We start from the raw sequence: 25,743 nt of genomic DNA on the forward strand, positions 1-25,743 counted from the left end.
TTCCAATTTTACCAGACTTTCTGAACGCCCGTTCAGGTCAGGTCACCGCAGGTGCAGTAGTGCTCGTAGGCTACGGTATCGAGGTCTTCAAAGCCCTCCCTCGTCTTCGCCGAGAGGTATAGAACCCTCGTAGGCGGGGCTATCTCGGGCAAACTGGAGCAGAGCCTGTAAGCCAGAAGCCCCTGGGTTGAGGACTCGAACTTCAGCCTCGCGGTGAGGTACCCAACGTCGTCGAGGTACTTCCTAATCTCGTCAAGGTCATCGACGGTGTCAACCTTGCTGAGCGCCGGCACGGTGGTGGTGCCCAGGCGGAGGTCTATCATAAGGCCGAAGAAGAGGGCAAAGCAGAAATCGGCCGGCTTCCTCAGTATCTCGGGGGAGAAGAGGTAAACGCTTAGGGCATCCGGGAAGTCCTCCATGAGACTGACCCCGAACTCGTGGAAGAGGAAGGTCTCCATCTGGCCGGGCGTGTCTATGAGCAGATAGTCGCTTCCCTCTGCCAGCCCCCTCATCCTGCGCGAGTAGTCACTTACCTTTGGAACCAGAAGGTCGTAGCTCTTCACTATCGCCCCATTCGGACCCAATCCCTCCTCCATGAGTTCCCAGGCAGTTACGTCCTCCCTGACGTCAACGCTCGGCCTGTACGGGAGCTTTTTAACGCCCGTGTCGAGGTTGACGTACTCCACAGTATAGCCGTTCTCCTCAAGGTATCTGCCGAACTCCGCCGTCAGCGTTGTCTTTCCGCTGCCGGCCGTTCCGACGAAAGCAACTATCATCCCATCACCCTTGCCTTGAAGCCGGCTATCTTGGTGACCTTCTCGGCCAGCTCGAAGAAGGCCTTGGCACCATCCGAGTCAGGTGCATATTCAACGACCGGAACCCCCTCAAGCGTTGCCTCCCTGACCTTCGGGTCCTCCGGGACGACGACGAGGAGGGGAACCTCCATTACCTCTTCCGCGACATCGGGGGGTATGTCGTTCTCGCTCCTGCCGTAGCGGTTGAGGACGAAGCCGAGGACTGCTAGGCCGGCCTTCTTGAGAACTATTCCCACCTTCATCGTGTCTGTGATGCACGAGATTTCGGGGTTTGTGACGAGGATTACCTCCTCGCCGCTCATCATGGCGTTCATAGCGTCCATCTGGAGGCCAGCGGGGCAGTCGATGAGAATGAAGTCGAAGTGTGGCTTGAGGGGCTTTATCGTCCCCGGAAGTCTTCGGGGGTCGGCCCTGAGGACGTGCTCCCAGTCAACCGCTGCCGGCACGAGGTAGACGTTCTCATAGCTCGTCTGGTAAACAGCCTTGGTAATGTCGGCGCTTCCGGCCAGAACGTCGTGTACTGTCGTCTCGGCGTCGTCTATACCCATCACCAGGCTGAGGTTCGCCATCGTCAGGTCTGCGTCAATTGCGAGAACCTTATAACCCATCTTCCCGAGGGCTATCGAGAGGTTAGCGGTAGTTGTGGTTTTCCCGGTTCCCCCCTTGCCGGAGGCTATCGAGATTAAACGGCCCATGTTCCCACCCGCTCACTTTTCTCCTAAACCTTTATGAACCTTTAGCCGAGGCTCAACTTGGTGAGAGAAATGAGGGTATTCGTGCCGGACACGAGCGTGATAGTTGACGGAAGGCTGACCCAGTTCCTCTCAACTTTGGGTGAGAAAGTGAAAGTGGTAGTTCCCGAGGCAGTTATAGCTGAGATAGAGCACCAGGCCAACGAGGGGAAGGCCATAGGCCACGTCGGCCTTGAGGAGCTCAAAAAACTCCGCGACATGGCGGACAGGGGCGAGATACTCCTTGAATTCTACGGCGAGAGACCCGAGCTCTGGCAGATTAGAAGAGCTAAAGCTGGCGAAATAGACCATATGGTGCGCGAGACCGCTAGGACGCTGAGTGCCACCCTGGTGACGGGCGATCAGGTTCAGCGGGACGTCGCGATAGCCAAGGGCATAGACGTAATCTACCTCACGGCCAGAAAAGAGGTGAGGCACCGCCTTGAGGACTTCTTTGATGAAACAACCATGAGCGTCCACCTGAAGGCCGGCATAAGACCGCTCGCCAAGAAGGGAAAACCCGGCGAGTGGAAGCTCGTTCCCGTCAGGGATGAGCCTCTAACGGATGAGGAGCTTGAAGAGATAGCCGATGACATCGTCGAGCGCGCCAGGCGCGACCCGGAGAGCTTTATAGAGATAGACGAACCCGGAGCTACCGTCGTTCAGCTGAGGAACTACCGCATCGTTATAGCCAAGCCACCCTTCGCGGACAGGATTGAGATAACCGCCGTTAGGCCTGTAACGAAACTCAGCATAGAGGACTACGAGCTGAGCGAGAGGCTCTTGGAGAGGCTCAAGGACAAGGCCCAGGGCATTCTTATAGCGGGCGCTCCGGGCGAGGGCAAGACGACATTCGCTCAGGCCTTAGCGGAGTGGTACGCGAGTATGGGCAAGATCGTCAAGACCATGGAAAAGCCGAGGGATTTACAGGTTAGCGAGGAGATAACACAGTACACAGCCTTGAGCGGGAGGATGGAGCTGACGGGGGATATACTCCTACTGGTTAGGCCCGACTACACGATATTCGACGAGATGAGGAAGACGAGCGACTTCAAGATTTACTCCGACCTAAGGCTGGCCGGAGTCGGAATGGTGGGAGTGGTTCACGCGACCAAGCCCATAGATGCCGTCCAGCGCTTCATCGGCAGGGTCGAGCTGGGAATGATACCTCAGATAGTCGATACGGTCATCTTCATCAAGGCCGGTAGGGTTGCGAAGGTTCTGACGCTGGAGTACCTCGTCAAAGTCCCGAGCGGTATGAAGGAGGAAGACCTAGCGAGGCCTGTAATAGAGGTCAGGGACTTCGAGACCGGCGAACTGGAGTACGAGATATACACCTACGGCGAGGAGGTAAGTGTAGTCCCTGTGAAGAAGGAGGAGAAGGCTCCCGCTTTGAAGCTCGCCGAGAAGAGGCTCAAGCAGGAGATAAAGAAGTTCCTGCCTGATGTCTATGCCGAGGTCGAGATAGTGAGCCCGCACAAAGCTGTGATATATGCCGATGAGTTCGACATCCCGGCGATAATCGGCAAGAAGGGCAAGCGCATCACCGAGCTTGAGAAGAAAATAGGGATAAGCATAGACGTCAAGAGCTTCGCCGAGCGCGAGGCTGAGAAGCCGAAGGAGAAGATACCGGTTGAAGTCGAGGAGAAGAAGAAAACGATCGTCCTCAGAGTCTCGCCTGACTATGCGAAAAAACCGCTTAAGTTCTACGGTGGGGAGCAGTACGTCTTCACGGCAACGCCGAGCAAGAAGGGCCTCGTCAAGGTCAGCAAGAGCACGCCGATAGGGAAAGAACTGAAGAGGCTCATCGAGGCCGGGATACCGATATGGGCCAGCACATGAGGGGGCGAAACCCTTTTTACCTCTTTTTCAAACTTAACACGGTGGTTTCATGAAAACCCCGAACGATAGGAACGTTGTCCGTCTGGCCTTTCTCCTCGGTTTCTTACTCAGCGTTGCGGGGCTTCTGAAGGCAAATCTCCTCTGGATACTCCTCGGGGGAGTCATAATGGCCTCGGCCTTCCTCTACCCCCTCTACGCCTTCCTTGTAAGGCTCGCCGGCTGAACAATCAACTTTTTAACGTTCCCACCCTTCTTACCCTGGTGGTTCCATGAGGTACGACGTCGTTGTCATTCCGGAGAGCTTCCACCCCTTTGGCAAGCACGAGCTTGAGCACGTCTGCGTCCCGCTCATAGTCGGCGACAGGAGCTACGACATAGCGATGGAGATAATCAACGGCATCGACAGGGCCCTGAGGGCGAGCTTTAACGTCGAGTCCTACGAAGAGCCTGAGGGGGAGGAGTGTGATGTCCTCTACAGAAAATACACCGTCGAGAAGGAAGGGAAGAAGGGCATCGTCCACGTTAAGCTCAGGAGGATTGGCGAGGACTGCCCGCCGATAGACGGAAACCGCTGTTCCGTTCTGGAGTTCGAGAGGGACATCGAGTGCATGATGAAGGGAGTCGAGGAGTGCCTGGCTTAGGCTCGGCTGCGAGGGTAGTCATCACTCCTCAGCTAGCGAAATTCTCGTCATCGCCCCCCTACCTTTTGTCTTCCCCTTTAATGCATTTTCGGAGGTTGGGTCATGCTTGTGCTTGCATCCGCATCACCGAGGAGGAGGGAGATACTGGCGAGGTTCATAAGGGACTTCGCGGTGATACCGAGTAACGCCGACGAGAAGTGCTCCCTCACCGACCCGACGGAGGTTGCGCTCGAACTGGCCAGGAGGAAGGCGAGGGAGGTCTATTCCAGAGTTGGCGGAACTGTTATTGGAGCCGACACCGTCGTGAGCATAGACGGGAGAATCCTCGGGAAGCCGGGGAACGAGGAAGAGGCGTACAGGATGCTGAAAACCCTCAGCGGAAGGGTTCACAGGGTTACAACAGGTTACTGTATAATCCACTCCAGCGGGGAACACTGCGGGAAGGTCGTTACGGAGGTCAAGTTCAGAGAGCTCGACGACGAGCTGATAAGGGAATACATAAGAACGGGTGAGCCGATGGACAAGGCGGGTGCATATGGAATACAGGGGCTTGGGGGCCTCTTCATCGAGTGGATAAGGGGAGACTACTACAACGTCGTCGGCTTTCCAATGGAGATAATCTGGAAGCTCAGGGAGCTGGGCTTTGAGGTTATATCACGATGAGCGCTTTCCTTCTGGAATTTAAGGGGTATGTTTTAGGTTTTTAACGGTTTAGTCGGTTTAGCACGCTCTGGAAGTCTTTAGTAACCAGAAGTTATTATCAAACAAGTTGTAACGTTTGTCCGAAGAATTGTAACGAAATTTTTTCGAAGTTTTAAATGGGGGCTGGAGAGAGGCGGAAGCACAGATTCTCCTCATGGAAATCCACTCGTTTTTGAATTTAAGGGTTTAAAACGGGTTTTATTCATTTTTAGCCCCTCCAAGTGTCCCGGAAGTCTTGTGAATAGAGATGTTCATTCGGAAAAATACGCTGGAAAACACCCCCTGCTGCCAAGTTCCCAGCCTCTAACGGACGATAACGCAGGCTTTTCGAGGTTTTTTCAAGTCCCCTTTGTAGAAAAGCTTATAAAATCCGGGTGTTCTTATTCTTTTATTGGGCGAACGGAGGAAAAAGTCGCCCTGTTGCAATAAGACTTTAGGAGAATTGAAACGGCGCGAGTAGAAGAAGGTGTGCTACTTGTAGTGCCTGCGTTGCAATAAGACTTTAGGAGAATTGAAACCAGTTATTCACTGCGACGGGCCTAAAAGTATCATCAAAGTTGCAATAAGACTTTAGGAGAATTGAAACGTGTTTGGGGTTGGTCACACGGGAAAGGTTCTGGAAAAGTTGCAATAAGACTTTAGGAGAATTGAAACTCTGAGGTATATGCATACACGTCGTTGATTGTCACTTTGTTGCAATAAGACTTTAGGAGAATTGAAACTCTTTGTCCCACCCCAAGAATATAAATCTCTCCATCTCGTTGCAATAAGACTTTAGGAGAATTGAAACGGTTGTCGGGACGAAGCGAACGGCGAATCCTGTACATGTTGCAATAAGACTTTAGGAGAATTGAAACATGGAATCGTCGGGAAGATGGGCGCGCGGTTCAGCCGTTGCAATAAGACTTTAGGAGAATTGAAACCGACTTGATGGCAGCCGTGAAAACCTCCTCTGCTGCGTTGCAATAAGACTTTAGGAGAATTGAAACTGATGTGCTCGTCGGCGAAGGCCTTTATCTTCCTAAGTTGCAATAAGACTTTAGGAGAATTGAAACAGAAGCGCGCTTCACAGCGTAAACGTACCGGTGCACTGTTGCAATAAGACTTTAGGAGAATTGAAACAACATGCTCAGAATCTTCTTCATGAGCGAGCGTATTGTTGCAATAAGACTTTAGGAGAATTGAAACAGTACTGCATCATCAGAGAATCAACGTCTGAAACATAGTTGCAATAAGACTTTAGGAGAATTGAAACAGCTTTCTTATCCCACCTCGCGTGCGAGAGAGTTCTCAAGTTGCAATAAGACTTTAGGAGAATTGAAACAGTTCTCCGCGAGTTTTCTCGCGACAGTCCAGTTTAAAGTTGCAATAAGACTTTAGGAGAATTGAAACGATGTCAATCGCTCAAAGCTCAGAACGAACTACGAGGTTGCAATAAGACTTTAGGAGAATTGAAACGTTTGGGAAATCGTGACTTTCTTCTCGCTCTCTTCGAGGTTGCAATAAGACTTTAGGAGAATTGAAACACGCAAAGGCAGTCGTGGGATCTACGTTGAGGAAATCGTTGCAATAAGACTTTAGGAGAATTGAAACCTATGCTCACATCAACGTCGGTTGGGATGAGATAGGTTGCAATAAGACTTTAGGAGAATTGAAACTTGAGGATCAGCTGGTCTTCGTTGATCGCTCACTCCTGTTGCAATAAGACTTTAGGAGAATTGAAACGCAAAGCTCGACGACTTCAGACAGATCAACAGCTTCGTTGCAATAAGACTTTAGGAGAATTGAAACCAGAGGTGATCAATATGGAGTCAGTTGAAGGACTTAAGTTGCAATAAGACTTTAGGAGAATTGAAATACTGGGTTAGGGAGATCTGGCAAAAAGCAGATTAGGGATATTCCTCTTGCGAAGGTTAGATGCGTACTGTTCAAAGGGGTGTGGTAAACTTCGATTGAGTTTGAACGCTTAGAAGCGGTGTTTAATCTTCTATTCGTGGTTCGTGCTGGTGGGCCCGCGGGGATTCGAACCCCGGACCTCCACCTTGTAAGGGTGGCGTCATGACCATCTAGACCACGGGCCCGCCCGGAATAAGGAAAGGGAGGTGGGTTATAAAATTTTCTACTTCTCCACTCCCCTCCTCACCTTAACGGCCAGTCCGCTCTGAAAAACCTTAAGTTCTTCGCCGTTAAGGAGCGTCTGGCCCGTCGCGAGAAGCTCGTCCTTCTCGTTTACTACCAGAACCTCGTCGTAGGGCCTTATCCCGGGGTCGGCATCCACCACGAACTTCGCGAAGACGTTCTTTCCCTTCCTCGCGAAGGGTTCAGCGTCGCCATTGACCACAACGCGCATTCTCGGGAAGGGGAGAACTTCATGGAGCCTCCTCGCCCCCTCAATCCCAAGCGTTAAGAGGCCGTCCTCCGCCCTAAAGGTAGCGAGGTGCTTCCCCTTCGCCTTAATCTGCCTCGGCATGCCCGTCTTCCTCGACAGCTCGACGAAGGCATCTTTGAAGGCTTCGCCTGCTCCTTCACCGAACTGGTATTCCGCAACGGCCATGATGTAATTCCTTGCCTCATCCTTCGTGGGCTTCTCTATCTTGAAGTCCACTTCACCCTCGCTCTGGGCGAAGGGGTAGCTCAGGCTCAGGTATTTTGGAATCTCACCGAATATCGGGTGGTTTATAGTCTCCGGGAATTTTCCTTTGACCCGCTCGGCCCTCTCCCTGGCTCTCACCGCCGTCGGCCACCTCAGGGATTCCTCGCTCACCTTGAAGAAAGCGGAAGCCTTCGTTACCGGCTCGTTCTTCTCAAGGTAATCCCTGTATTCAAGCAAGCGCTTGTAGGCAGCGAAGAGCTTCGGATGGCTTCTCGCCCTTTCATCCACCAGCTCCCAGAGGGTTCCCTCCTTTATCGCCTGCTTTACCCTGTTGAGCTCCTCCCTAATAACCCAGAGGTTGTGGATTGCCAAAAGCCTAGTCCGCTCCTCCTTGGGCATCTCCCTGAGCTCTTGAGGTGTATAGCGGAAACAGACCGGGCAGGAGCAGGGGAAATACTCTAGCTCCTCAAGCCTCTTCGTGCCTTCGGGCGTCATGTAGCGGTCGTCCTTTGCGTAGAGGGCGTAGCTAGCAGAATCAAAGAGGTCTATTCCCATGGCGACAGCCAAGGCAAAAATCATTGGATGACCGGCACCGAAGAGGTGAACCGGCCTGTCAGGCCTAAGGCCAAGCTTAGAGGCGATGACAACATCGACGAGGTCTTTGTAGCGGTAGCTCTCCATCAGCGGGACGACGGCACCTATTGGGTGGATTTCAAAGTTCATCTCGCTGAGTTTTTTAGCTGCGTGAGTTCTAAGGTCGGGGTAAGTGGAGCCCTGCACTGCCGCGTTCATCGCTATCTCCTTCATCTCCTCTGCCTCTCTCGCCCTCTCCAGCGTTATCCTGAGGTCTTCCTCCGCCTTCTCCCGCGGAGCGTCTGGCGGAGTTGGTATGTCGAGGAAAGTGCCTATGTCAACGCCTATTCTCTGCTGAAATTCGATTATTTCTCGGTTGTTGACCTCAACGCCACCGTAGCGCATGAGCTGAAAAGAGCCGGAATCAACTTCAATTATCCCATCGTAGTCGAGTAGCTTATGAATTCCCACCTCAAGGGCTCTCTCCCTCAGCTCGGGCGTCTTGTAGATGATGTATGAGTTGGTGATGATAATGCCGAAGCCCATCTCCTTGAGCTCCCTTGGCGTTACAATGAGCTGTTTTGGGTTGACAACGGGCATTATGGCAGGCGTCTCTATCGTTTTTCCGTTCACGGTCAGCTTCCCAATCCTTCCGGAGGCGTCCCTCGCCTTAACCTCGAACCTGAAATCCATGTTCCCACCCATGAAAAGTGAGGGGGGTTGTTTAAAAGCCTAAGCCGGAGAAGAGCTTTATGAAAGCAAAGGCCAAGAGACCCGCTATGACCGGGGCCCTAATCCAGCTCCTCGCTATGTCTAGGAGCAGCTTTCTGTTGACGTGCTCGCCCTTGTAGAGGCCCAGCCCGCTTATCGCCCCAACTATTGCCTGACCTGAACTAACAGGAAGACCGAAGAGGTTTGCGACGGTAACAGCCAGGGACGCCCCGAACTGACTGGCGAAGGCCGAGGTCGGCCCGAGGGGAGAGATGTCCCTCCCCACCGTCATCATCACCTCGTAGCTGAAGGTTAGAGCCCCTATCGTCAGTGCCGTGGAGAGGAAGAGGTTTGCAAAGGGAAGACCGCCTGAAAGCCCCATTACGTTGGCCAGCTCGTTCGTCCCGAGGTTGAATGCCGAGTAGGCAGAGGCCAGAAAGACGAGCCACTTCTGGGTGAGTTCGAGGTTCTTGAGGCACTTTATCCTCCTGAGAACGGGCCGGTAGAGGCGGTAAACGGCTATCGCGAAGAGCCCTGCCACGAGAGGCGAGAGAATCCAAGCTGAGACTATCTTGATAACCGTCGCCCAGTCAACGGGGAGGCCGAGGGCAAGGGAGGCCCCGACTAGGGCCCCTATTATGGACTGGGTGGTTGAGATGGGCATTCCGAGTAGGCTCGCCAGCGTAACGGCTAATCCAGCGCTGAAGAGAACGAGAACGACGTTCCCCGCGGACATACCCCGGGCCAGCATTGCGACGGTTGAGGAGACGGCCGAATGCCCCAAAAGGGTCCCCAGAGTTGTGAAGACGGCTATGACTAATACGGCCCTCCTGAAACCGATTATACCCGAGCCTACCGCCGTCCCAACGGCCTTGGCGCTGTCATTGGCCCCTATCGCCCATGCCATGAAGAAAGCCGCTGCCACGAGCCCCAGCATCCACTCACCTCTATAGTCTATATAGTCTATGTGGCCCAAAGCTGTGCATTTATTTAAAAACCTTTTCCCCGAGTAGAGCCGCGTAGCCATAGAGGTGAAGTGATAAGTAAAAGAGGGCCCAGAACCAGAGGTAAAGCGGAAAAAGAAGGGCATCGGAGATCTTTCCGCCCTCGATGGCCGTCGGGAGAAGCATCGTCACAACTTCAACGCCCCACCAGAGGAGGAAAAGCTCCCAGAGACCTGAAATGGCCAACAATGGCGGAACGATAACATCTAGGAGAGCCACCAGATCGCCGAGTATAAGAAAGGCCCATTCCTTTGTAAAGCCACCGCCGAGGTTCCTCAGGTCGCCGAGAAACCAGCGCCTTCTCTGCCTCCATAGGGATGAGAGCTTTCGGGGCATGGAAGTCCACGCCCTAGCTCTCGGAGCATAGACGACCTTTCCAAGCCCCTTCAGGGCTTTTGTGGTCGCGTAGTCCTCGACAACATCATCGACAAAACCCCCACTTCCCTCAAGTCCCTCCTTCCTAAAGGCCGAAACCGGCCCGGGGGCAACGCTCAGGTCGTCCAGCTCTTTAGCTCTTCTGAACATAGCTATCCTGAGGTGCTCAACGTCCTGGGCCCTTTCGAGGAAGGAACCCCCCAAAACGCGAACCTGACCGCCGACGGCGACGACTTCGCCGGAGTAGAAGCGCCTCACGAGTTCTCTAACGGCGTTTTTTTCAAGGACGCTGTCAGCGTCGGTGGTGACTATTACCTCGCCCCTCGCCTTTGAGAGACCGAAGTTGAGGGCTTTAGCCTTTCCTTTGTGCTTTACCCTATAAACTCTCAGTCTTGGATCTTTTATCGAGTTCGCAACCCTGAAGGTATTGTCTTCACTCCCATCGTCGATTAGGAGCACTTCAAAGTCAGGGTAGTCCTGTGATAAGGCCGATTCTATCGCCTTCAGGATGTTCTTTTCCTCGTTGTACGCGGGGATCAGCACGGAAACTTTGGGAGTCCATTCCTTAGTTTGATAATTCCGGAAAAGGCTAATTATGTAATTGAAGAAAAAGTAGCCATCCCAGAGGAGGATGAGAGCGAGCCCGAGATGAAGGAGGTTCATGAGGGAAAATCTTCGCGGGCCTTTTAATCCTTAACGCCCACCCTTAAAGTCGGCTTTCTCCCGAGCTTGTATCTCACCACGTAGCGCCCGTGCTCGAAGTCGTCCTCCTCTGCCTCGATGACCTCCACGGGCTCAAGCTCAAGGCCTAACTCCATCGCCTCCCACTTGATGTCGTCAAAGTAGTCGTAGAGCCCGCAGGTGGCGCAGAAAGACCCCTCGAATTCGATAATTACCTCGTCCCCTCTCATCTCAACTATTCTCGCGTTGGCTTCACTACCGTGAAGCCTGTTGAACTCGGCCAGAACCCTCTCAATCTTTTCTCTCTCCCCCATACCGCACCACCCTAAGTTCAATCCACGACTTAAAAAGTTTGTTAGGGAAACCGAATAGTTTAAAAACCGAAAGGGAAACGATGGCGCGATGGGAGAAGAGAGGATAAGATGGGCCGAGAGGGAGTACACCGACGAGGAGATATTCTCCATCCTCAGCGAGCCGGTTAGGGAGTGGTTTAGACGAAAGTTCGGAACCTTCACCCCTCCCCAGCGCTACGCCGTTCTGGAGATACACAAAGGCGAGAACGTGCTGATTTCTTCCCCCACAGGTTCAGGAAAAACTTTGTCCGCTTTCCTCTCAGCGATAAACGAGCTGATTTTGCTCGGAAAGGAGGGGAAGCTTGAGGACAAAATCTACGTTCTCTACGTCTCTCCCCTTAGAGCGCTCAACAACGACATAAAGCGCAACCTCGAAGGGCCTTTAGCAGAGATTAAGGAAGTCGCTAAAGAGCTCGGCTACGAGTTGCCCGAAATCCGCGTCGGCATAAGGACGAGCGACACCTCAAGCTACGAGAAGAGCAAGATGGTGAGGAAGCCGCCGCACATACTCATAACCACTCCCGAGAGCCTGGCGATAGCTTTAAACGCCCCCAAGTTCCGCGAGAGGCTGAAGACGGTGAAGTACCTCATAATAGACGAGGTTCACGCTTTAGCTGAGAACAAGCGCGGTTCACACCTCGCGTTAAGCGTTGAAAGACTCCAGGAGATGGCCGATAATGACTTCGTGAGGATAGGCCTGAGCGCGACGATACACCCCCTTGAGGAGATAGCCAAGTTCATCTTCGGCTTTGACGACGAAGGAAACCCGAGGCCCGGCCTTATAGTCGATGTGAGCTTTGCCAAGCAGACCGAGATAAAGGTCGAGAGCGTCGTTGAAGATTTGATTTACACCCCGGCGAACGTTCTGAGCGACGCCCTCTACTCCCGCTTGGCTGAGCTCATAAGGAATCACAGAACGACGCTCATCTTCACCAACACGAGGAGTGGTGCCGAGAGAGTCGCTTTCAACCTGAAGAAGCGCTATCCGGAGTTTGAGGGGTTGATAGAGGCCCACCACTCCAGCCTTTCCAGAGAGGTTCGCCTCGATGTCGAGGAGAAGCTGAAGCGTGGGGAGCTTAAGGCCGTAGTTTGCGTCTCCGGAGACTCGAAGATTCTAACCGAGGGAGGCCCCGTTGAGATTAGGGAGTTAGACGCCTCGGGAATTACCGGGGTAGACTCCCTCAGGACGAAGTTCGTGAAATTCAAGGAGCCACATAGAGTCCCCTACAACCGCGAAGGCCTCAGGATTAAAACCCGGCTTGGCTTTGAGGTAGTGGCAACTAGGGAGCACAGGTTCCTCACCGTGAGAGATGGAGAGCTCAAGTGGGTTCAGGCTGGAGAGCTTAGAGAAGGGGACTACGTCGCTGTAGTTAGGAGGCTTCCAAGTCCGGAGAGGGAAGTTTCGATTTTTGAAGTCCTTCCCGATTCAGCTTACCTCCACCTCAAGAAGGGCTTTCTTCAGGAGCTTAAACTCTCGATACGGGCAAAGTTTGGCTCGATTAGGGCCTATGCGCGCCACAGAGGGTGGGGTGCCTCTTACCTCACCAAGCAACTCAACGGCGTTTATCCCTTCAGATGGAGCAGGTTGAAAGCCCTTCTAAGGGATGCGGGGCTTGAGATAGGTGGAGAAGACGTTGAGAGAATAACCTCCGACAAGGATCGTTACACCCTACCTCCCACATTCACCCCCGGGATGGCCAGACTGCTGGGCTTCTGGATGGCCGATGGCTCGTGGAAAAGCGGGACTCTGACCCTGTTCTCGACTGACAGGAGAATGCTCGAAAAGTACGGGGTGCTGAGTAAAGTAGAATTCGGCGTCGAGGGGATTATAAGGAAGCAGAACGAAAGCACGTGGGCGCTTGAGATTCCCTTTGTCCTGCTTCCAAGGATTTTCAAGACCCTAACGGGGAACACGGGGAGGAAGTCAAAGAGGGGAGTTTTTCCCTCAATAGTTTATGTCCTTCCCAAGGAGCACAAGAGGGAGTTCTTGGCAGGTTACTTCGACGGAGACGGCTACCTTGAGGTCAAGGATGGGCGGATCTATTCGGCGGGCTTTTCGACGTTCAACAGGGACTTCGCAGAGGGGATTAGAGACGTGCTCCTTCAGCTCGGAATAGTATCTTCCATCAGAGCTAGGGATTACGATGAGGTTCAGCGTTTCAGGGGCAGAGAAATTGCGAAGAAAGGAATCTCTTATACAGTGGCCGTCATAGGAGGGGAGTACCTCGGACGGTTCTTCGAGAAGATACGACCCTGGAGGAGCGATCTCTCCAACTGGGAGGAACTCTACTCTGAAGGGTACTCAAACCTCGACGTTATTCCTGGAATCGGGAAGCGCTTGAGAAAACTCCGGAAGAGGCTTGGGATAAGCTCCTACCGCCTTCAGAAGATGGGACTCTACAACCCAATAAAAGTTGAGCTCGGGACGCGAGAAATCAGCAGGAGAAACCTCCTAAAGCTCCTTGAGGTGTACGAAAAAGAGGCAAAAGATAAAGGAATGCGTGAGGCCATAAGGGATATTCAGGAACTGAGAAAACTCGCCGAGGGTGACGTATTCTTTGATAGGATAGCATCACTCGAACCCGCTTACATTGATTACGCCTACGGAGTAATAAACTCCGAGACAGGAAACTATGTCGTGAACGGCTTCGTCTCAAAAAACAGCTCTACCAGCTTGGAGTTAGGGATTGACATCGGTACAATAGATCTGGTTGTTCTCATCGGTTCGCCAAAGAGCGTTAATCGAGCCTTGCAGAGGATTGGGAGGGCGGGCCACAGGCTCCACGAGGTCAGCAAGGGTGTGATAATAGCCCTCGACAGAGACGACCTCGTCGAGGTTACCGTTTTAGCGCACAACGCCCGGAACAGGAGGCTCGACAGGGTCAAGATACCGAAGAACCCGCTCGACGTTCTCGTTCAACACCTCCTCGGCATGGCGCTCAACAAAGTTTGGGAGGTTGAAGAGGCCTACCGCGTCGTCAGGAGAGCCTATCCCTACCGCGATTTACCCTTTGAGGACTTCATGAGCGTCCTCCGCTATTTGGCTGGAGAATACGCGGGTTTGGAAGACAGGAAGGTCTACGCCAAGATATGGCTCGAAGACGGTCGCTTCGGAAGGCGTGGCAAGATGACTAGGGCGATATACTACATGAACGTCGGAACGATTCCCGACGAAGCGAAAATCCGCGTTTATACAATGGACAAGAAGATGATCGGAACCGTTGAGGAGGAGTTCGCCGAACGGTTAATGCCCGGCGACATATTCGTCTTGGCCGGGAGAACCTACGAGTTCGTTAAGAGCAGGGGAAACAAAATATACGTCGTTCCCCGCGAAGGGGCGAAGCCGACCATTCCAGCGTGGTTCTCTGAGATGCTCCCGCTCAGCTTTGACCTTGCCCTCGACATACAGAGGTTTAGGAGAGAGGTTAAGGGCCTCATGAACAGAAAGGACGCAGTTAGGAGGCTGATGCGGAAGTATGGAATAGATGAGAGGGCGGCGAGGGCCATCATCGCCTACTTCCGTGAGCAGGCGAGGTATTCAACCGTTCCCGACGATGAGACCGTTCTGGTTGAGGAGGTCGAGAAGGAAGAAACCTGGGAGTACTTCTTCCACACCCTTATTGGAAGGCGCGCCAACGACGCCCTGAGCAGGGCCTTCGCCTACGCGATAAGCAGGTGGAAGGGCTGTAACGTTGGCGTAGCCATAAACGACAACGGCTTCCTCCTCAGGGTTCCGAAGGAAGCAAGGCTCTCGGAGGATGAGATAAAGGAGCTGTTCATGATTGAAGACCTCCGCGAGGTTCTCAAGAGGGCTTTAGACAACACCGAGCTCTTGAAGAGGCGCTTCAGGCACGTGGCCAACCGTGGACTGCTCATACTGAGGAGGTATGTCGGGAGGAGCAAGAGGCTTGGAAGACAGCAGGTTATGGCGGTTTCCTTACTTAAAGTCCTGAAGGAAAACTATCCAGACTTTCCCCTGCTGAGGGAGGTCTACCGCGAGATAATGGAGGACAAAATGGACGTTGAGAACGCGGAGCTCTTCCTGAGCTGGGTTAGAGAAGGGAAAGTTAAGGTGGTCGTTGAGAGGCATGCAATCCCGAGCCCCTTCGCCTTCAACCTTGAGGCTATAGGGGCGAGTGACGTGGTTCTCATGGAGGACAGGAGGGAGATGATAAAGCGCCTCCACAGGAAGATAATGGCGATGATAGGCGAGGCCTAAATCTTCATCTCCTCAAGCTTCACGCCCCTGCCCTCTATGAATTCCCTGACCTTCTCGGCAACTTCCTCGCTCTCGGCGAAGATTATAACTCCGATGAACTTTCCGAAGCCCTTGGGCGAGGAGTGTATCCTCACCTTAAATCTCTCCACGGCTTCGGTGAGAATGGGCGCGAGCTTGCTCTCATCGGTTATCTCCGCCAGAAACTTTTTCTGGACGAACTTCCGCTCTCCAAGCCTCGGAAGGACTTCCCTCTCAAGCATCGCCTTCATCTCCCTCGGCATTCCGGGGAGGACGAAGACCTTGGTTCCGCCGGCCTCGATGTAAGCCCCCGGGGCCGCGCCTTCGCTGTTCTCAAGCGGTTCGGCTCCCTCGGGGAGGTAGGCCATCTTCCTTCTCCCCTCGTTCAACTCCGGGTCGTCTATGTAGCCCTCCCTGTAAAGGCGCTCGTAGAAGGCCTTGATTTTCTCAAGGCATTCCCTGCAGAGAACGAGCTCCCGGTCAAGGGCCCTTGCAACGGCGAGCATTGTTACATCGTCGTGGGTCGGGCCGAGACCGCCGCTTATGACGAGAACCTCAGGTTTTCTCGCGAGTATTTCCCTCACTGCGCCCTCTATCTCCCCAACGTCGTCGCCGACGGTAGTTTTCCTCCTCACCCAGTAGCCCCTCTCGGTCAGCTTCTTTCCTATGAAGGCGGAGTTGCTGTCGACGGTGTGGCCGGTTAAGAGCTCATCGCCCACCGTCAGTATCTCGGCGAACATGTTTCTCACCGCCAGAATCATCGGAACCAGCCGATAAAAGGGTTGCCCTCGTGGAGAGGATGCCCAAATAAGGATGAGAGAGGAGAAACGGAGGGTATTCTTTGTTGCGAACTCGGTGTAAAACCGCCCCGCGTTGAGCTTCAGCCCGCCATATCGGCCAGAAAATAAACGGAGGGCTTACCCCCAAGACGCCTCACGAGCTCGGTCTTCCCGACTCCCCATCAGAACTTCTTTTTTGCCCGAGGAGTAGAGGGACTCAAGAAGGCCCGCTCGTCCTTTCGATTGACAAACATTATCCTCTCTCCACCACGTCCCGCCGGCACAAACCTTAACTTCCCTCCCGCTTACTTCCTCCGATGCCTATGCTGGAAGGAGTCTTCGTCCCTCACGTCACACCCTTCGACGGGAAAGAGGAGATAGATGAGCCAGCTCTCAGAGAACTCGTGAATTACGTTATCAACGCAGGTCTAAACGGCCTCGTTTCCCTCGGGAGCAACGGTGAGTTCCCTTACCTGAGCTTTGGGGAGAAGCTTAAGGTGGTTGAGACTGTTTTGAACGAGGCAAACGGCAGGGTTCCCGTTGTTGCGGGGGCAACTGAAAACTCAACGAAGGAGACAATCAGGCTCGGCAAAGCGCTCCTCGACCTTGGAGCCGATGCCCTCCTCATCGGCCCGCCCTACTACTTCAAGCCTTCCAGCGAAGAGCTCTTCGCCCACTACTCGATCCTAGCGGAGAGGCTCGACGGCGAGATACTCCTCTACAACGTCCCCAAGTTCACGGGGATAAACATCCCCATCGACGTCATCGAGCGTCTCGCTAACGAGCATTCCAACATAATCGGTATAAAAGACTCGGGCGGGAGCATGGGAAGGATTACCGAGCTCGTGAGGCGTCTTGGGGACAGGTTTACCGTTCTAGCTGGAACCGCCGACGTAATGTATCCTTCGTGGATGTTAGGAGCCCCCGGGGCGGTGGTTGCCGTTGCCAACGTCGCCCCTGAGCTCTGCGCCGAACTCTGGGGGGCCTTCAGGGAAGGAAACCACAGAAAAGCCAGAGAACTTCAGCTCCGCGTCAACCTGATAAACGAGGTAGTCGTGAAGAGGTACAACCAGATAAGTGCGATAAAGTCCGCGATGGCTATGAGAGGGCTGAAAGCCGGAAAACCCAGACTTCCATCTCTGCCCCTCGATGAGAAGGCGCTCGGGGATATAGAAAGAGCCCTCAGGGAGGCGGGGCTCTCTGAGACTCCCGGTTCAGATGAAGTGAAAAGCTAAAGAAAAAAGCCAGCTCAGCGCCTCCTGTAGAGGTAGGCGGCGATGAGCACTATCAAAGCCCCGATGAGGGCGTAGTAGGGCCAGTTTGCTCTTCCTGAGGGGGTTTGCGTTGCCTGGTTTCCTGTCGTGCTCGTCCCCTGCGTCTCCGTCGGGCTTGGTGTAGTGGTCTCACCCGTCTGGTTGCCGCTTGGCGGGGTCTGGGTCTCCACCTTCACCGCCACCGCGAAGAGGGAAAGCCCCGGAACGCTGGCCTTGTAGTAGACGTACCTCAAATCCTCGCCCTCCACGAGCGGTCTGAACTCCTCCCACTCTCCCGAATGGCGGAGCAGGAGAACTTCTTCGGGACTAACGTTGTTCTCCTTCAGCCACTCCTTGGGGACGCGGAAGCGCAGGGTTACATCTCTTATCGACCAGTTCTCCGGGTGGGTTACGTTGAAGAGGGCGTAGACAGTGTAGCCCTCAACCTCCCCCGGCTTCTCGTAGACGGCCAGCATGCCGTCAACCGGCCCCTCCGGAAGGAAGTAGACGCGGTAGAGGTCTGTGTTGGTTATTACCCTCACCCACTCGTTGCCTTTGCCGGAGACGATTTCCCCAGAGGCTTTCTTTTCAACCACCGGTTTCTTGAGGAGACTGACGCTGAAGTTTCTCTCAACGCTGATGTTTCCGTAGGAGCAGGTGACGGTGAGGGTGTAGTTGCCGGGCTTTAAGCCCTCCGTCCTAACGGTCAGCCCGCTCCCGCTGAAGTTTGCTAGAGACCACTCAATCGGACAGGGCTTTGATGTCCCGATGAATACTGCCCCTCCCGTGTAGAGCGTCGTTGGGTTCACGGTTATCTCTGGAAGCCCGGGCGTCCCGTTTTCAGTGCTCACCACAACGAGGCTCCCGTCCCTTGTCCGCCCGGTCAGTGCTCCGGCGCCTCCCACAGAGGTCTGAACCTTTGACGGGTCGATGCCGAAGGCCGGTTTCAGCTCTATCGCGCCCCTGTAGTTGCCTCTCCGGACTATGGTCGCGTTCGTGAAAAGCCTCCCGACGCTCATGTTTATCTCCACTTCCCTGTCCTCGGGCAGGGCCGCAAGCTCGCCGGCGGCAGTTATCACCACCGTGCCGTTCTCTATCTTCGAGCTGAAGGACTCGATTTTCGCCATGTACGGGCTTATGAACGCCCTTGCGAACTCCTCGTTCCTGAAGAGGGCGAAGACCATCGAGGCGTTCCTCGGGTCGGGTCTTATCTCCATCCTCAGGCTCCCCTCTATGGTACCGTTTCCGCTGCCGCTTATCTCAAGCCTCATGGCCTCAAAGGTGCCGTTGAAGAGTGGTCCAACGCGCGTCGCCGGCGTTGGGACTATGTATTCCGCGCTGTAAACGTCCGGGTTGCCAAGGGTCAGGCTCACGTTGCCCCAGCCGTCGAGGCTTCCGCTCTCGCCGCCGAGGACTATCGCCGTGTCCAGTTTCTCAGCCTCCACCGTGTAGTTGGCCGGCGGGTCGAGTACCTGTATGCTCATCGGTGTCGGCTGGGTGAGGATGGCGTAGACGTTGTAGAACGCCCACTCGCCCATCTTCTCGAAGGTCGTTATCGCGGCAGCTATGCTCTTTCCCGACTTATCGAGCGCCTTCTTCTGCTCCTTCGGGTCAAGCTCCTGGAAGGACTTCTGCTTCTTTATCTGCTCCTTGAGGTAGTCAACGAGCATCTCCTTGATCTGCTCCTTCATCTCGTCGAGGTTCGCGTTCAGCTCATCCTCCGGAGTTGGACCGCCGTTCTGGGCCGTCTTTATGCCCTTGTATATCTCGTTGGCCACGTCGTTGTCGACCACCTCAAGGATGGTCTCGATGAGGAGGGTCTGTAAATCCTCGTCCGTGATTATCGCCTTGGCGAGTCTCGTCATGACGCTTATCTTTGCGTCCATCGGGATTTCGGTGATGTGCGTGAGGTTGTAGTAGTAGTCCTTCGTCATCCCGTAGTCCTTCTCCCAGCGCGCGAAGTCGTCGAGGGTGAGCGGCACTATCGTCGTGTTGTCGCTGATCAGCATCGAGTTGACCTGTGGGGCCGAGCTGCTATTCGAGTACTCCTCTATCGTCTCGTCGTCCGGGAAGTCTATGTTCTCAACGATGTTGGTTATCTTGAGGGCCGCCTTCGTGAGGCCCATCACTATCGTCTCCACGGGCACGTCTATATCCAACACCTTGAGCGCTCCCTCCGCCCCTATCGCGACCAGCTGAAGCTCGTTGAAGAGGAGCGAGTACTCGACGCCAACGGTGACGCTGTAGTGCGGTATCACCGTCCCCGGCTCCCTGCTGTGGTCGGCTATCGCCTTGAACTCGAAGCCGGGAGGAATGACGTGGTACCAGAGGTAGCCCTCGGGGTTCAGGTCGTAGTCACCTTCGGCGTAGTAGCTGTAGTAGACGTTGTCGTTCGTGTTCTTGAGCCTCATGTAGGTCTTGTTCCCGTTTATTCCCACCACGTCGACCTGAACGGGGCCGACCATCTCCGTGAAGGGCACGAAGGTCTTGTTGAGGGCCTTAACTGGTGTCTCCTTGTAGTTTATCGAGAAGGTCGTGTAAATCCAGCCGGACTTCCGGCCGTTCTCGTAGGTCCTGTAGGTCACCCTGACAGTCGTCATGTAGTTGCCCGAGAAGTTCACGGGCGGTATGTACTCGGGGGGATGGTCGAACCACCAGGGCATCCATGCCCTGTATATCCACTTCAGCTTGCCGGGTCTGACTAGGCCGGTGATGTTGTTTGAGTTCGCGTCAATAGTGTAAACGTTGTTCTTGCCATCCCATATGGAGATGGAGTTGAACTTCATGTACTTGTAGTCCATGCGGGGGTTGAGCTCGGGGATGTGCTCCCTGACGCCCACCCCCTCTATGTACGCGCTCCCGTCGCCGACGTTGCGCAGCAGGAGGTCGAAGTGGTGGCTCTCGGCGGCTTCAAGATCCCCGTCTCCATCGCCGTCGTAGGTTTGTGGTCTGTCCCCGTAGTTCTTGACGTGGCATTTCTTCGGGAATGCATGACACCAGGCGCGGGTGTACACATGGGGCCTGTACTCTTCAATCTTGAAGACAGGCCCGAGGTCGAAGCTTATCTCTACTCTCCTCTCGTCCCTCAGAACCCCGTCGGTGTCGTAGACCCTTATGTACATCGGTATCCTGTGGTTCGCGGGCAATTCATCGGGCATAGGGTCCCACTTCAGCTTCAGGAAGTCGTAGACGGTTATCGGAATCAGCGCGTGGAACTTTCCGCGCATCCCGGCTGGAACGGCCACGAGCATGCTCACCCTTCCGGTGTGCCTCTCGATGTAGTGCGGCAGGACGAGCTCTATCCTCGCCACGCCCATGAGGTCGCCGGAGTTCCAGAGCATTACCGTGACGTTGGCGAAGCGCTCGTCGTAGGGGATGCTCGCCCGGGAGTCCCCCTCGTGGTAGCGCCTGTAAACGTAGAGCGCCGTCGGATGGTTCACAGAGACGTCGTCTATCTTTATCTCGGCGTTCCCGAAGTAGACCCTCCTGACCGCGCTGACCTTCGTTCCCTCCGCGTTCTGGGCGGTAAACCTGAGGAAGCCGAAGCCCGTGAGGTTCTCCGCAACAGTGTCGAGGGTGATGAAGTCGCTGTATCTGGTGGTGTTCGGTGAGGCGCTCCCGATGAGCTTCTCCGTGCCGTTGTATATCAGAGTGTAGTTCACGCTGACTATCCTGCTCCTCGACCGGGCGCTTCCGGCGAGGGTGATGACGCCTTTGGCCATTCCCTTATCGAGCGGGTAAACGTTGAGGAAGGCCCCGAGCAAGCTCGAACCCCAGTCGGGGCCGGTCTCGCTGGTGTTCCCGGGGCTCAGGCTCCCGACGTCGCAGAGGATGTCGTAGTTCTCGCTCTCCTCGCCGTTGGCGGTGTACATCACACCCCCGGTGTATCCCTCGACCTTCACGGGCACGTGCCCGCCCCAGTCGGTGTTCCACATGCTCATCGGGCTTGGATTCCTTATTACGTGGACCCCTCTCTCGTTGATGAGGGAGTTGTTCTCCATCGCCACCGAGGCGCTTCCGTTGAAGAGTACCCCGACGTCGTTGTCCTGTATGAGGTTGTTCGAGAGCATCACGCGCCCTCCGTTGCCGTAGCGGAAGGAAACTCCCGTTTCTCCGCCCGTTATCGTGTTGTGGTCTATGCGGAGGATTCCGGGGCTGGAGGCGTGGACCTCTATTCCGCCGCCGTTGCCCGCGACGAGGTTGTTCCTGACCACTCCGGCAGTCTTGTCGAGCACCATGCCCATGCCGTTCCGCATGAGGTAGTTGCCCCTAACATCGACCGTCGCGTTGTAAACCCACAGTCCAACCCCGTTGTTCTCTATGGAGCTTGAGTACACCTCCAGAGAGCCGGTTGAGCCCATCGGGTTGAAGTGCGTCCCCTCGCCGAAGCCTCTGATGGAGCTTTCGTTGACGAGGACGTCGAAGATGTCGTTCGCCCACACTCCCCTGCCAGTTCCGTCCCCGGTAACGTTGCTCCTCAGGATTTCGAGCCTGCCGCTGGCTTTGACGCTCCCATGAACGGTTGAGTCGCTTATCCTCACCCTTGAGTACCACTTGTTCGTGATGTTCCCATTTATCCTGTTCCTCGCTATGATGAGCCTCGCGGCGCCGCCGTAGACGGGTGCGTTCACGACGCTGTCGGTTAACCCCGCCATCCCCTTGACGACGAAGAGGGTCGCCTTGAAGGCCCCGAGGTCGAGGTAGGGGTAGCGGTTCGGGCTTCTCACATGAACGGCTATGACGTTCTCGCCCGACCTCAAATAGCCGGCTATGTCAACAAGCTCCATTAGTGGGTGGGCGGTTATCCTCCCGCCACCCCAGCCGTAGGTGTAGGAGAGCTGGGCCTCGTGGTCGAGCTTGTCGACCACCTTCCTGCCGTTGACGTATATCTCGACGCCGCTTACCGCGTAGTAGTTCAGCCACGCCTGCACGGGCAGTTTATCGAGGGTTATCACCCTCTTGAGGTAGAGGTCGGTGAACTCCCCGATTTCAGTTCCTGTGGTGAAGTGGGACTTGTAGGCGTTCGCGTAGAATGGCTCCGCCCCTGCGCTCATTCCATCTTCGGAGGTCGTGTAAATCCAGTTCCCTGGTGGTTCCTCCGTCGAGTAGAGCCACTCAGAAGTGTTCCCCATCACCATCTCAAGGCTCTCGGTGCTCCTGCCGTCCCAGTGGAGGGGGGTGTTGAAGGCGAGGCCCCCACCGTCGACCAGACACCCCTTCACGAGGGTGTCCCTGGAACTGCCCTCCACGTGGCTGTTCTCAAGCTTTGAGTTCAGCACGACGATGCCCGCGTTGCCCAGACCCTCCATAGTAACGTTCCTGAGCACGCTCGCGTCCCTGTCGAGGGGGTCGGTTGCAGGAATGCCGTCGGTGTCCTCGATCTGGAGCGTCCCGTTGGTGTGCACCTCTATCCTGCCCTTCTCAATGGTGTAGCCCCTTATGAGCAGTTCCCCGTCAACGTAGGCGTAGAAGTCCCCCGCTTTTCCACTGGTCACTGCGACCTTCTTCCCCTCGTCAACGTGGAGGATGAAGTAGGTTGGATAGGGCGAAACGCTCCCGCTCACGTTGGTGTTCCAGGTCTCTATCCCGCCGACGTTTCTAGCTATGAAGGCGTACTCGCTGCCGTTGACGACGGAATTGCTCAGGAACATCCATCCCCTGTTCAGGTCGAGGTCGAAGTTCCTCTCGCCGTTGGAGTATATCGCCGAGTTATCCAGCCTCATACCTCCGCCCTTCATGCAGACGCCAATTCCGTTGTGCCTCACCGTCACGTTCCTGAGCGTCTGCTGGCTGTACTGTCCATTGGTCTCCTCGAGGTAGACCCCGCAGTCGCGGTTGTTCTCCACGAGCAGGTTCTTCACGTTCCAGCTCCAGTCCGTAAAGGTGCCGACGAAGCTCAGCCCCCTCTCGTTGTTCCTGAAGGTGCTGTTGACGATGGTTAGACTTCCGGGCGAGTTCCAGTGGGGTCTGATGTATTCAAGCCCGCTCCCGCCGTGGAAGACGCTTCCACTCACGTCCAGACTTCCGCTCGCTATTATGCCGCCTTCAACGTCGCTGTCAACGACCGAGACCGTTGCGGAACTGAAGTTGAAGCTCCCCACGAGGTGAGAGCCTGCGAAGGAAGCGTTTCCGCTGAATACGCCTCCGTCAACACCTGCGACTTCAGAGTTCCTCACGGTCAGGTTTCCTCCCCCAAGGAGGTTCAGGGAAATGCCCTCTATCAGCGAACCCTCGAAGGCATTCAGCGTCCCGTTTACGCCGACGTTCCAGCCAAGTACGTGAACCTTACAGCCCCTCAGTGTCAGGCTTCCCGTGTTTTTGACTATTATGCTCCCCCTGACGGAGAACTCGCGGTTGAGGCACGTTTCCGTCGTGTTAACGATCCAGTCTCCGCTCCTCGGAGGCCCGATGAAGACCCGGAAGGTTTCGCTATCTTCCGTACCGCAGGGTGAGACCGCTTTCACTTCAACTGTGTTCTCTCCCGGCTTGAGAATCCCCCTGAGGTTCGTGGTCCCGTTGAACTCTATCCATGTTCCGTTGACCGAGTAGTAGAAGGCCCTGACGTTTTCGCTCCCGTTCGTCGTCAGGATGACGTCCTCTCCACGGTAGTAGAAATCCCCGAGCTGGGCGTTGAGTTTGGGCCCCTCCGCGTTCTTGCAGAGGGCGAAGGCCCTCTCATCGCCGACCTCTCTTCCACAGTGATCCGTCGCCCCAATGCTCAGCCAGGCCTCTATTCCGCCTTCCCCGGCGTATTTCCCGAGATACTCCCTCAACCCCCAGAGGTCGATGGTAAAGGTGCCCCGAAGGGTGTAAATTCTTTCCGTGTACGTGAAGGGCCCCTCTTCCTTCTTCACTTCCCTCACTCCCACTACTTCAAAGGCTGGAGTGACGTTTCCGCTGATGTCAACGTCGCCCGCTTTGAGGTGGTAGGTGTAGAGCTCTGCAAGGCTCGTCGTGTTGAAGGTAAAGCTAACGGGGAAGACAAGGCTTTTCGGGTCGTTGAGTGGCTCGATTCCAAGGGAGGTGTCCTTCCCAAAGCACGTTCCCTCAACAGAGAAGCTCCTCTCGGGAGCCGTGCGGGTTCTCCAGTAAACGTCAGTGGCCTCCACCGAGAAGCTGTAATCTCCCCCAGGGATAACTGTCAGCTCCGCATCGCACCTCTCTCCCGAGAGGTTCATGGGAAGCTCTTGACCGTTCCAGTTGAGGGTGCAGGCCCTGAGCTGAACCGTGGAGACTATCTCTATGGATACTCTCCCAACCTCTGGCTCCAAGACGCTTCCGTTTTCGGGGGTTGGGGGCACGTACGTGAGCCCAAACCCGGGAAGGGGAACCGTAAAGCCCACTCTCGTGAGGTTTCCACCGTTCCCATACCTGTCGAAGGTTCTGAAGTAGAGGGTGTGGCGTCCATGCGGAAGGGAGGTCGAAAAATTCATCGCTTCTCCGGGCTCCCCCGTTAGGTTCGCCACCAGCGCGCCCTCCCAATCGAGTTCCTTCCCTTTCTCCTCCGGCTCTGGGTCGAGGTAGAGCTCAACCCTCTGGAAGTCGTCATCATCCGGGTTCCTCCACCTCGCGGTAAAGCCCGAACTGTTGGTTTCCACGCTCAGGTTCTCAACTTCTCCCGGCGGAGTTGTGTCAACGACCCTGATAACGTAGGTTCTCGCCACCGAGTTGCCCGCCCTGTCGGAGATTACCACAACGTAAGTGCCGTTTCCCACCTCGCGGGTAATAACAGAAAATCCGAAGGGGACACCGCTCCGGTAGGAGTTGCTCCATATCGGGCGGTTTAAACGCCCGGGCTCCGGGTTCAGGTAGACATTGTAACCCCCGGGATGTGCTTCGGTTACGTTGAACTCAATGGACGCGTTCGCCTTTCTCTCCGCCTTTAGCACTTCCCCTCCCCGAGTACGGCCGATTACGGTCAGGTTGTTCTCGCGAACCCAGACTATCTCGGGACTTAACGTGTCGCTCTCAAAGACAACCTCAGAACTTTTACCAGAGTTTCCTGCCAGGTCTTTACCATAGGCCCTTATCCTGTGAAGTCCATCACCGCCAAGGGAGAGTTCCGCAGTCCACTCCGTCCCAGTGCCGTTCATGGTGTGGTTTACGCCGTCCAGCTCAACGAGTGCAAAGCTGAGGTTCTCGCTCGCGTTGAGAACCACCTCGATGGTGTGAGACGCTATCAGGGAGCCGTTCTCAGGGGTTGGTGGAACAAAGCTCAGCGCTGGGGACGTTGTGTCAACGGTAAACGTCCTCTCCTCCGTGCGGTTGAAGTTCCCCGCTAAGTCGTGGAACTCCGCATGGAACGTGTGAGCCCCATCGGGGAGGTTTAGCTCCAGCGTCCACTCCGTCCCTTCCCCGGACATCGGATGGGCCCGACCGTCAAGGTAGAGCGTCGCATCGGCCAGCTCCTCATCCGAGAGCAGCTTGAAGGTCACCACATCATTCCCAGTGAC

The 25,743-nt window shown here is 55.1% G+C and carries 14 protein-coding genes, 1 tRNA gene and 1 CRISPR repeat array; of the genes, 6 read left to right on the top strand and 9 right to left on the bottom strand.

The features are described 5' to 3' along the window. Positions 1-32: 32 nt before the first annotated feature. Together MVC73_RS10725 and minD are read right to left on the bottom strand one after the other, a co-directional pair. Positions 33-776, bottom strand: coding sequence for an ATP/GTP-binding protein (locus tag MVC73_RS10725; RefSeq protein WP_297510909.1), 744 nt, complete (start codon positions 774-776; stop codon positions 33-35). After that, the gene (minD, locus tag MVC73_RS10730; RefSeq protein ID WP_297510911.1) at positions 773-1,510 is read right to left on the bottom strand and encodes a cell division ATPase MinD; all 738 of its coding nucleotides are present in this window, start codon (positions 1,508-1,510) and stop codon (positions 773-775) included. Before minD ends, MVC73_RS10725 begins: the two co-directional genes overlap by 4 nt. Positions 1,511-1,579: 69 nt before the next feature. Here minD and MVC73_RS10735 point away from each other — a divergent pair, with 69 nt between their 5' ends. The 4 genes from MVC73_RS10735 to MVC73_RS10750 all read left to right on the top strand — a co-directional run bounded on the left by MVC73_RS10735 (position 1,580) and on the right by MVC73_RS10750 (position 4,692). Then, entirely contained in the window at positions 1,580-3,388 is a 1,809-nt protein-coding gene (locus MVC73_RS10735) for a PINc/VapC family ATPase (protein ID WP_297510957.1), read from the top strand. A 49-nt stretch (positions 3,389-3,437) separates the two neighbouring features. Then, positions 3,438-3,611 carry a hypothetical protein gene (locus MVC73_RS10740; RefSeq protein ID WP_297510913.1) on the top strand — a complete coding sequence of 58 codons (174 nt, stop codon included), beginning with the start codon at positions 3,438-3,440 and terminating at the stop codon, positions 3,609-3,611. Between the two features lie 46 nt (positions 3,612-3,657). Then, positions 3,658-4,029 (top strand): hypothetical protein, encoded by a 372-nt coding sequence (locus MVC73_RS10745; protein ID WP_297510915.1) that lies wholly within the window; start codon positions 3,658-3,660, stop codon positions 4,027-4,029. A 102-nt stretch (positions 4,030-4,131) separates the two neighbouring features. Beyond that, entirely contained in the window at positions 4,132-4,692 is a 561-nt protein-coding gene (locus tag MVC73_RS10750) for a Maf-like protein (RefSeq protein ID WP_297510917.1), read from the top strand. Positions 4,693-5,150: 458 nt separating this feature from the next. Next, positions 5,151-6,589: direct repeats of the CRISPR family, unit length 30 nt; unit sequence GTTGCAATAAGACTTTAGGAGAATTGAAAC. A gap of 146 nt (positions 6,590-6,735) precedes the next feature. Here the strand turns inward: MVC73_RS10750 and MVC73_RS10755 are convergent. The 5 genes from MVC73_RS10755 to MVC73_RS10775 all read right to left on the bottom strand — a co-directional run bounded on the left by MVC73_RS10755 (position 6,736) and on the right by MVC73_RS10775 (position 10,982). Then, positions 6,736-6,812, bottom strand: a tRNA-Val gene (locus MVC73_RS10755). A gap of 38 nt (positions 6,813-6,850) precedes the next feature. Continuing rightward, positions 6,851-8,590: a tRNA guanosine(15) transglycosylase TgtA gene (tgtA, locus tag MVC73_RS10760; RefSeq protein WP_297510960.1), complete on the bottom strand. Its 1,740-nt coding sequence runs from the start codon at positions 8,588-8,590 to the stop codon at positions 6,851-6,853. Between the two features lie 31 nt (positions 8,591-8,621). Next, positions 8,622-9,545: an inorganic phosphate transporter gene (locus MVC73_RS10765; protein ID WP_297510920.1), complete on the bottom strand. Its 924-nt coding sequence runs from the start codon at positions 9,543-9,545 to the stop codon at positions 8,622-8,624. A 49-nt stretch (positions 9,546-9,594) separates the two neighbouring features. Then, a complete protein-coding gene (locus MVC73_RS10770) occupies positions 9,595-10,650 on the bottom strand; it encodes a glycosyltransferase family 2 protein (RefSeq protein WP_297510922.1) in 1,056 nt (351 codons plus the stop codon). A gap of 23 nt (positions 10,651-10,673) precedes the next feature. After that, on the bottom strand, positions 10,674-10,982 hold the full coding sequence (locus tag MVC73_RS10775; RefSeq protein ID WP_297510925.1) for a hypothetical protein: 309 nt from the start codon (positions 10,980-10,982) through the stop codon (positions 10,674-10,676). Between the two features lie 88 nt (positions 10,983-11,070). On the opposite strand from MVC73_RS10775, the gene MVC73_RS10780 reads away from it, so the two are divergent. Continuing rightward, a complete protein-coding gene (locus MVC73_RS10780; protein WP_297510928.1) occupies positions 11,071-15,240 on the top strand; it encodes a DEAD/DEAH box helicase in 4,170 nt (1,389 codons plus the stop codon). Here MVC73_RS10780 and MVC73_RS10785 read toward each other — a convergent pair. Further along, complete coding sequence (locus MVC73_RS10785) at positions 15,237-15,998, bottom strand: molybdopterin-binding protein (RefSeq protein ID WP_297510964.1); 762 nt, start codon at positions 15,996-15,998, stop codon at positions 15,237-15,239. The two genes, MVC73_RS10780 and MVC73_RS10785, sit on opposite strands and share 4 nt — an antisense overlap. A gap of 356 nt (positions 15,999-16,354) precedes the next feature. On the opposite strand from MVC73_RS10785, the gene dapA reads away from it, so the two are divergent. Further along, the gene (dapA, locus tag MVC73_RS10790) at positions 16,355-17,272 is read left to right on the top strand and encodes a 4-hydroxy-tetrahydrodipicolinate synthase (protein ID WP_297510931.1); all 918 of its coding nucleotides are present in this window, start codon (positions 16,355-16,357) and stop codon (positions 17,270-17,272) included. Between the two features lie 14 nt (positions 17,273-17,286). Here the strand turns inward: dapA and MVC73_RS10795 are convergent, their stop codons facing one another. After that, complete coding sequence (locus MVC73_RS10795) at positions 17,287-25,725, bottom strand: PGF-pre-PGF domain-containing protein (RefSeq protein WP_297510933.1); 8,439 nt, start codon at positions 25,723-25,725, stop codon at positions 17,287-17,289. Positions 25,726-25,743 lie beyond the last annotated feature (18 nt).

The organism is Thermococcus sp. (assembly GCF_027052235.1).
Taxonomy (GTDB): Archaea; Methanobacteriota_B; Thermococci; order Thermococcales; family Thermococcaceae; genus Thermococcus.

Excerpts from the sequence above, each read along its gene's own strand:
- MVC73_RS10725 (WP_297510909.1), bottom strand. The coding sequence starts at position 776 with ATGATAGTTGCTTTCGTCGGAACGGCCGGCAGCGGAAAGACAACGCTG.
- minD (WP_297510911.1), bottom strand. The coding sequence starts at position 1,510 with ATGGGCCGTTTAATCTCGATAGCCTCCGGCAAGGGGGGAACCGGGAAA.
- MVC73_RS10735 (WP_297510957.1), top strand. The coding sequence starts at position 1,580 with ATGAGGGTATTCGTGCCGGACACGAGCGTGATAGTTGACGGAAGGCTG.
- MVC73_RS10740 (WP_297510913.1), top strand. The coding sequence starts at position 3,438 with ATGAAAACCCCGAACGATAGGAACGTTGTCCGTCTGGCCTTTCTCCTC.
- MVC73_RS10745 (WP_297510915.1), top strand. The coding sequence starts at position 3,658 with ATGAGGTACGACGTCGTTGTCATTCCGGAGAGCTTCCACCCCTTTGGC.
- MVC73_RS10750 (WP_297510917.1), top strand. The coding sequence starts at position 4,132 with ATGCTTGTGCTTGCATCCGCATCACCGAGGAGGAGGGAGATACTGGCG.
- tgtA (WP_297510960.1), bottom strand. The coding sequence starts at position 8,590 with ATGGATTTCAGGTTCGAGGTTAAGGCGAGGGACGCCTCCGGAAGGATT.
- MVC73_RS10765 (WP_297510920.1), bottom strand. The coding sequence starts at position 9,545 with ATGCTGGGGCTCGTGGCAGCGGCTTTCTTCATGGCATGGGCGATAGGG.
- MVC73_RS10770 (WP_297510922.1), bottom strand. The coding sequence starts at position 10,650 with ATGAACCTCCTTCATCTCGGGCTCGCTCTCATCCTCCTCTGGGATGGC.
- MVC73_RS10775 (WP_297510925.1), bottom strand. The coding sequence starts at position 10,982 with ATGGGGGAGAGAGAAAAGATTGAGAGGGTTCTGGCCGAGTTCAACAGG.
- MVC73_RS10780 (WP_297510928.1), top strand. The coding sequence starts at position 11,071 with ATGGGAGAAGAGAGGATAAGATGGGCCGAGAGGGAGTACACCGACGAG.
- MVC73_RS10785 (WP_297510964.1), bottom strand. The coding sequence starts at position 15,998 with ATGTTCGCCGAGATACTGACGGTGGGCGATGAGCTCTTAACCGGCCAC.
- dapA (WP_297510931.1), top strand. The coding sequence starts at position 16,355 with ATGCCTATGCTGGAAGGAGTCTTCGTCCCTCACGTCACACCCTTCGAC.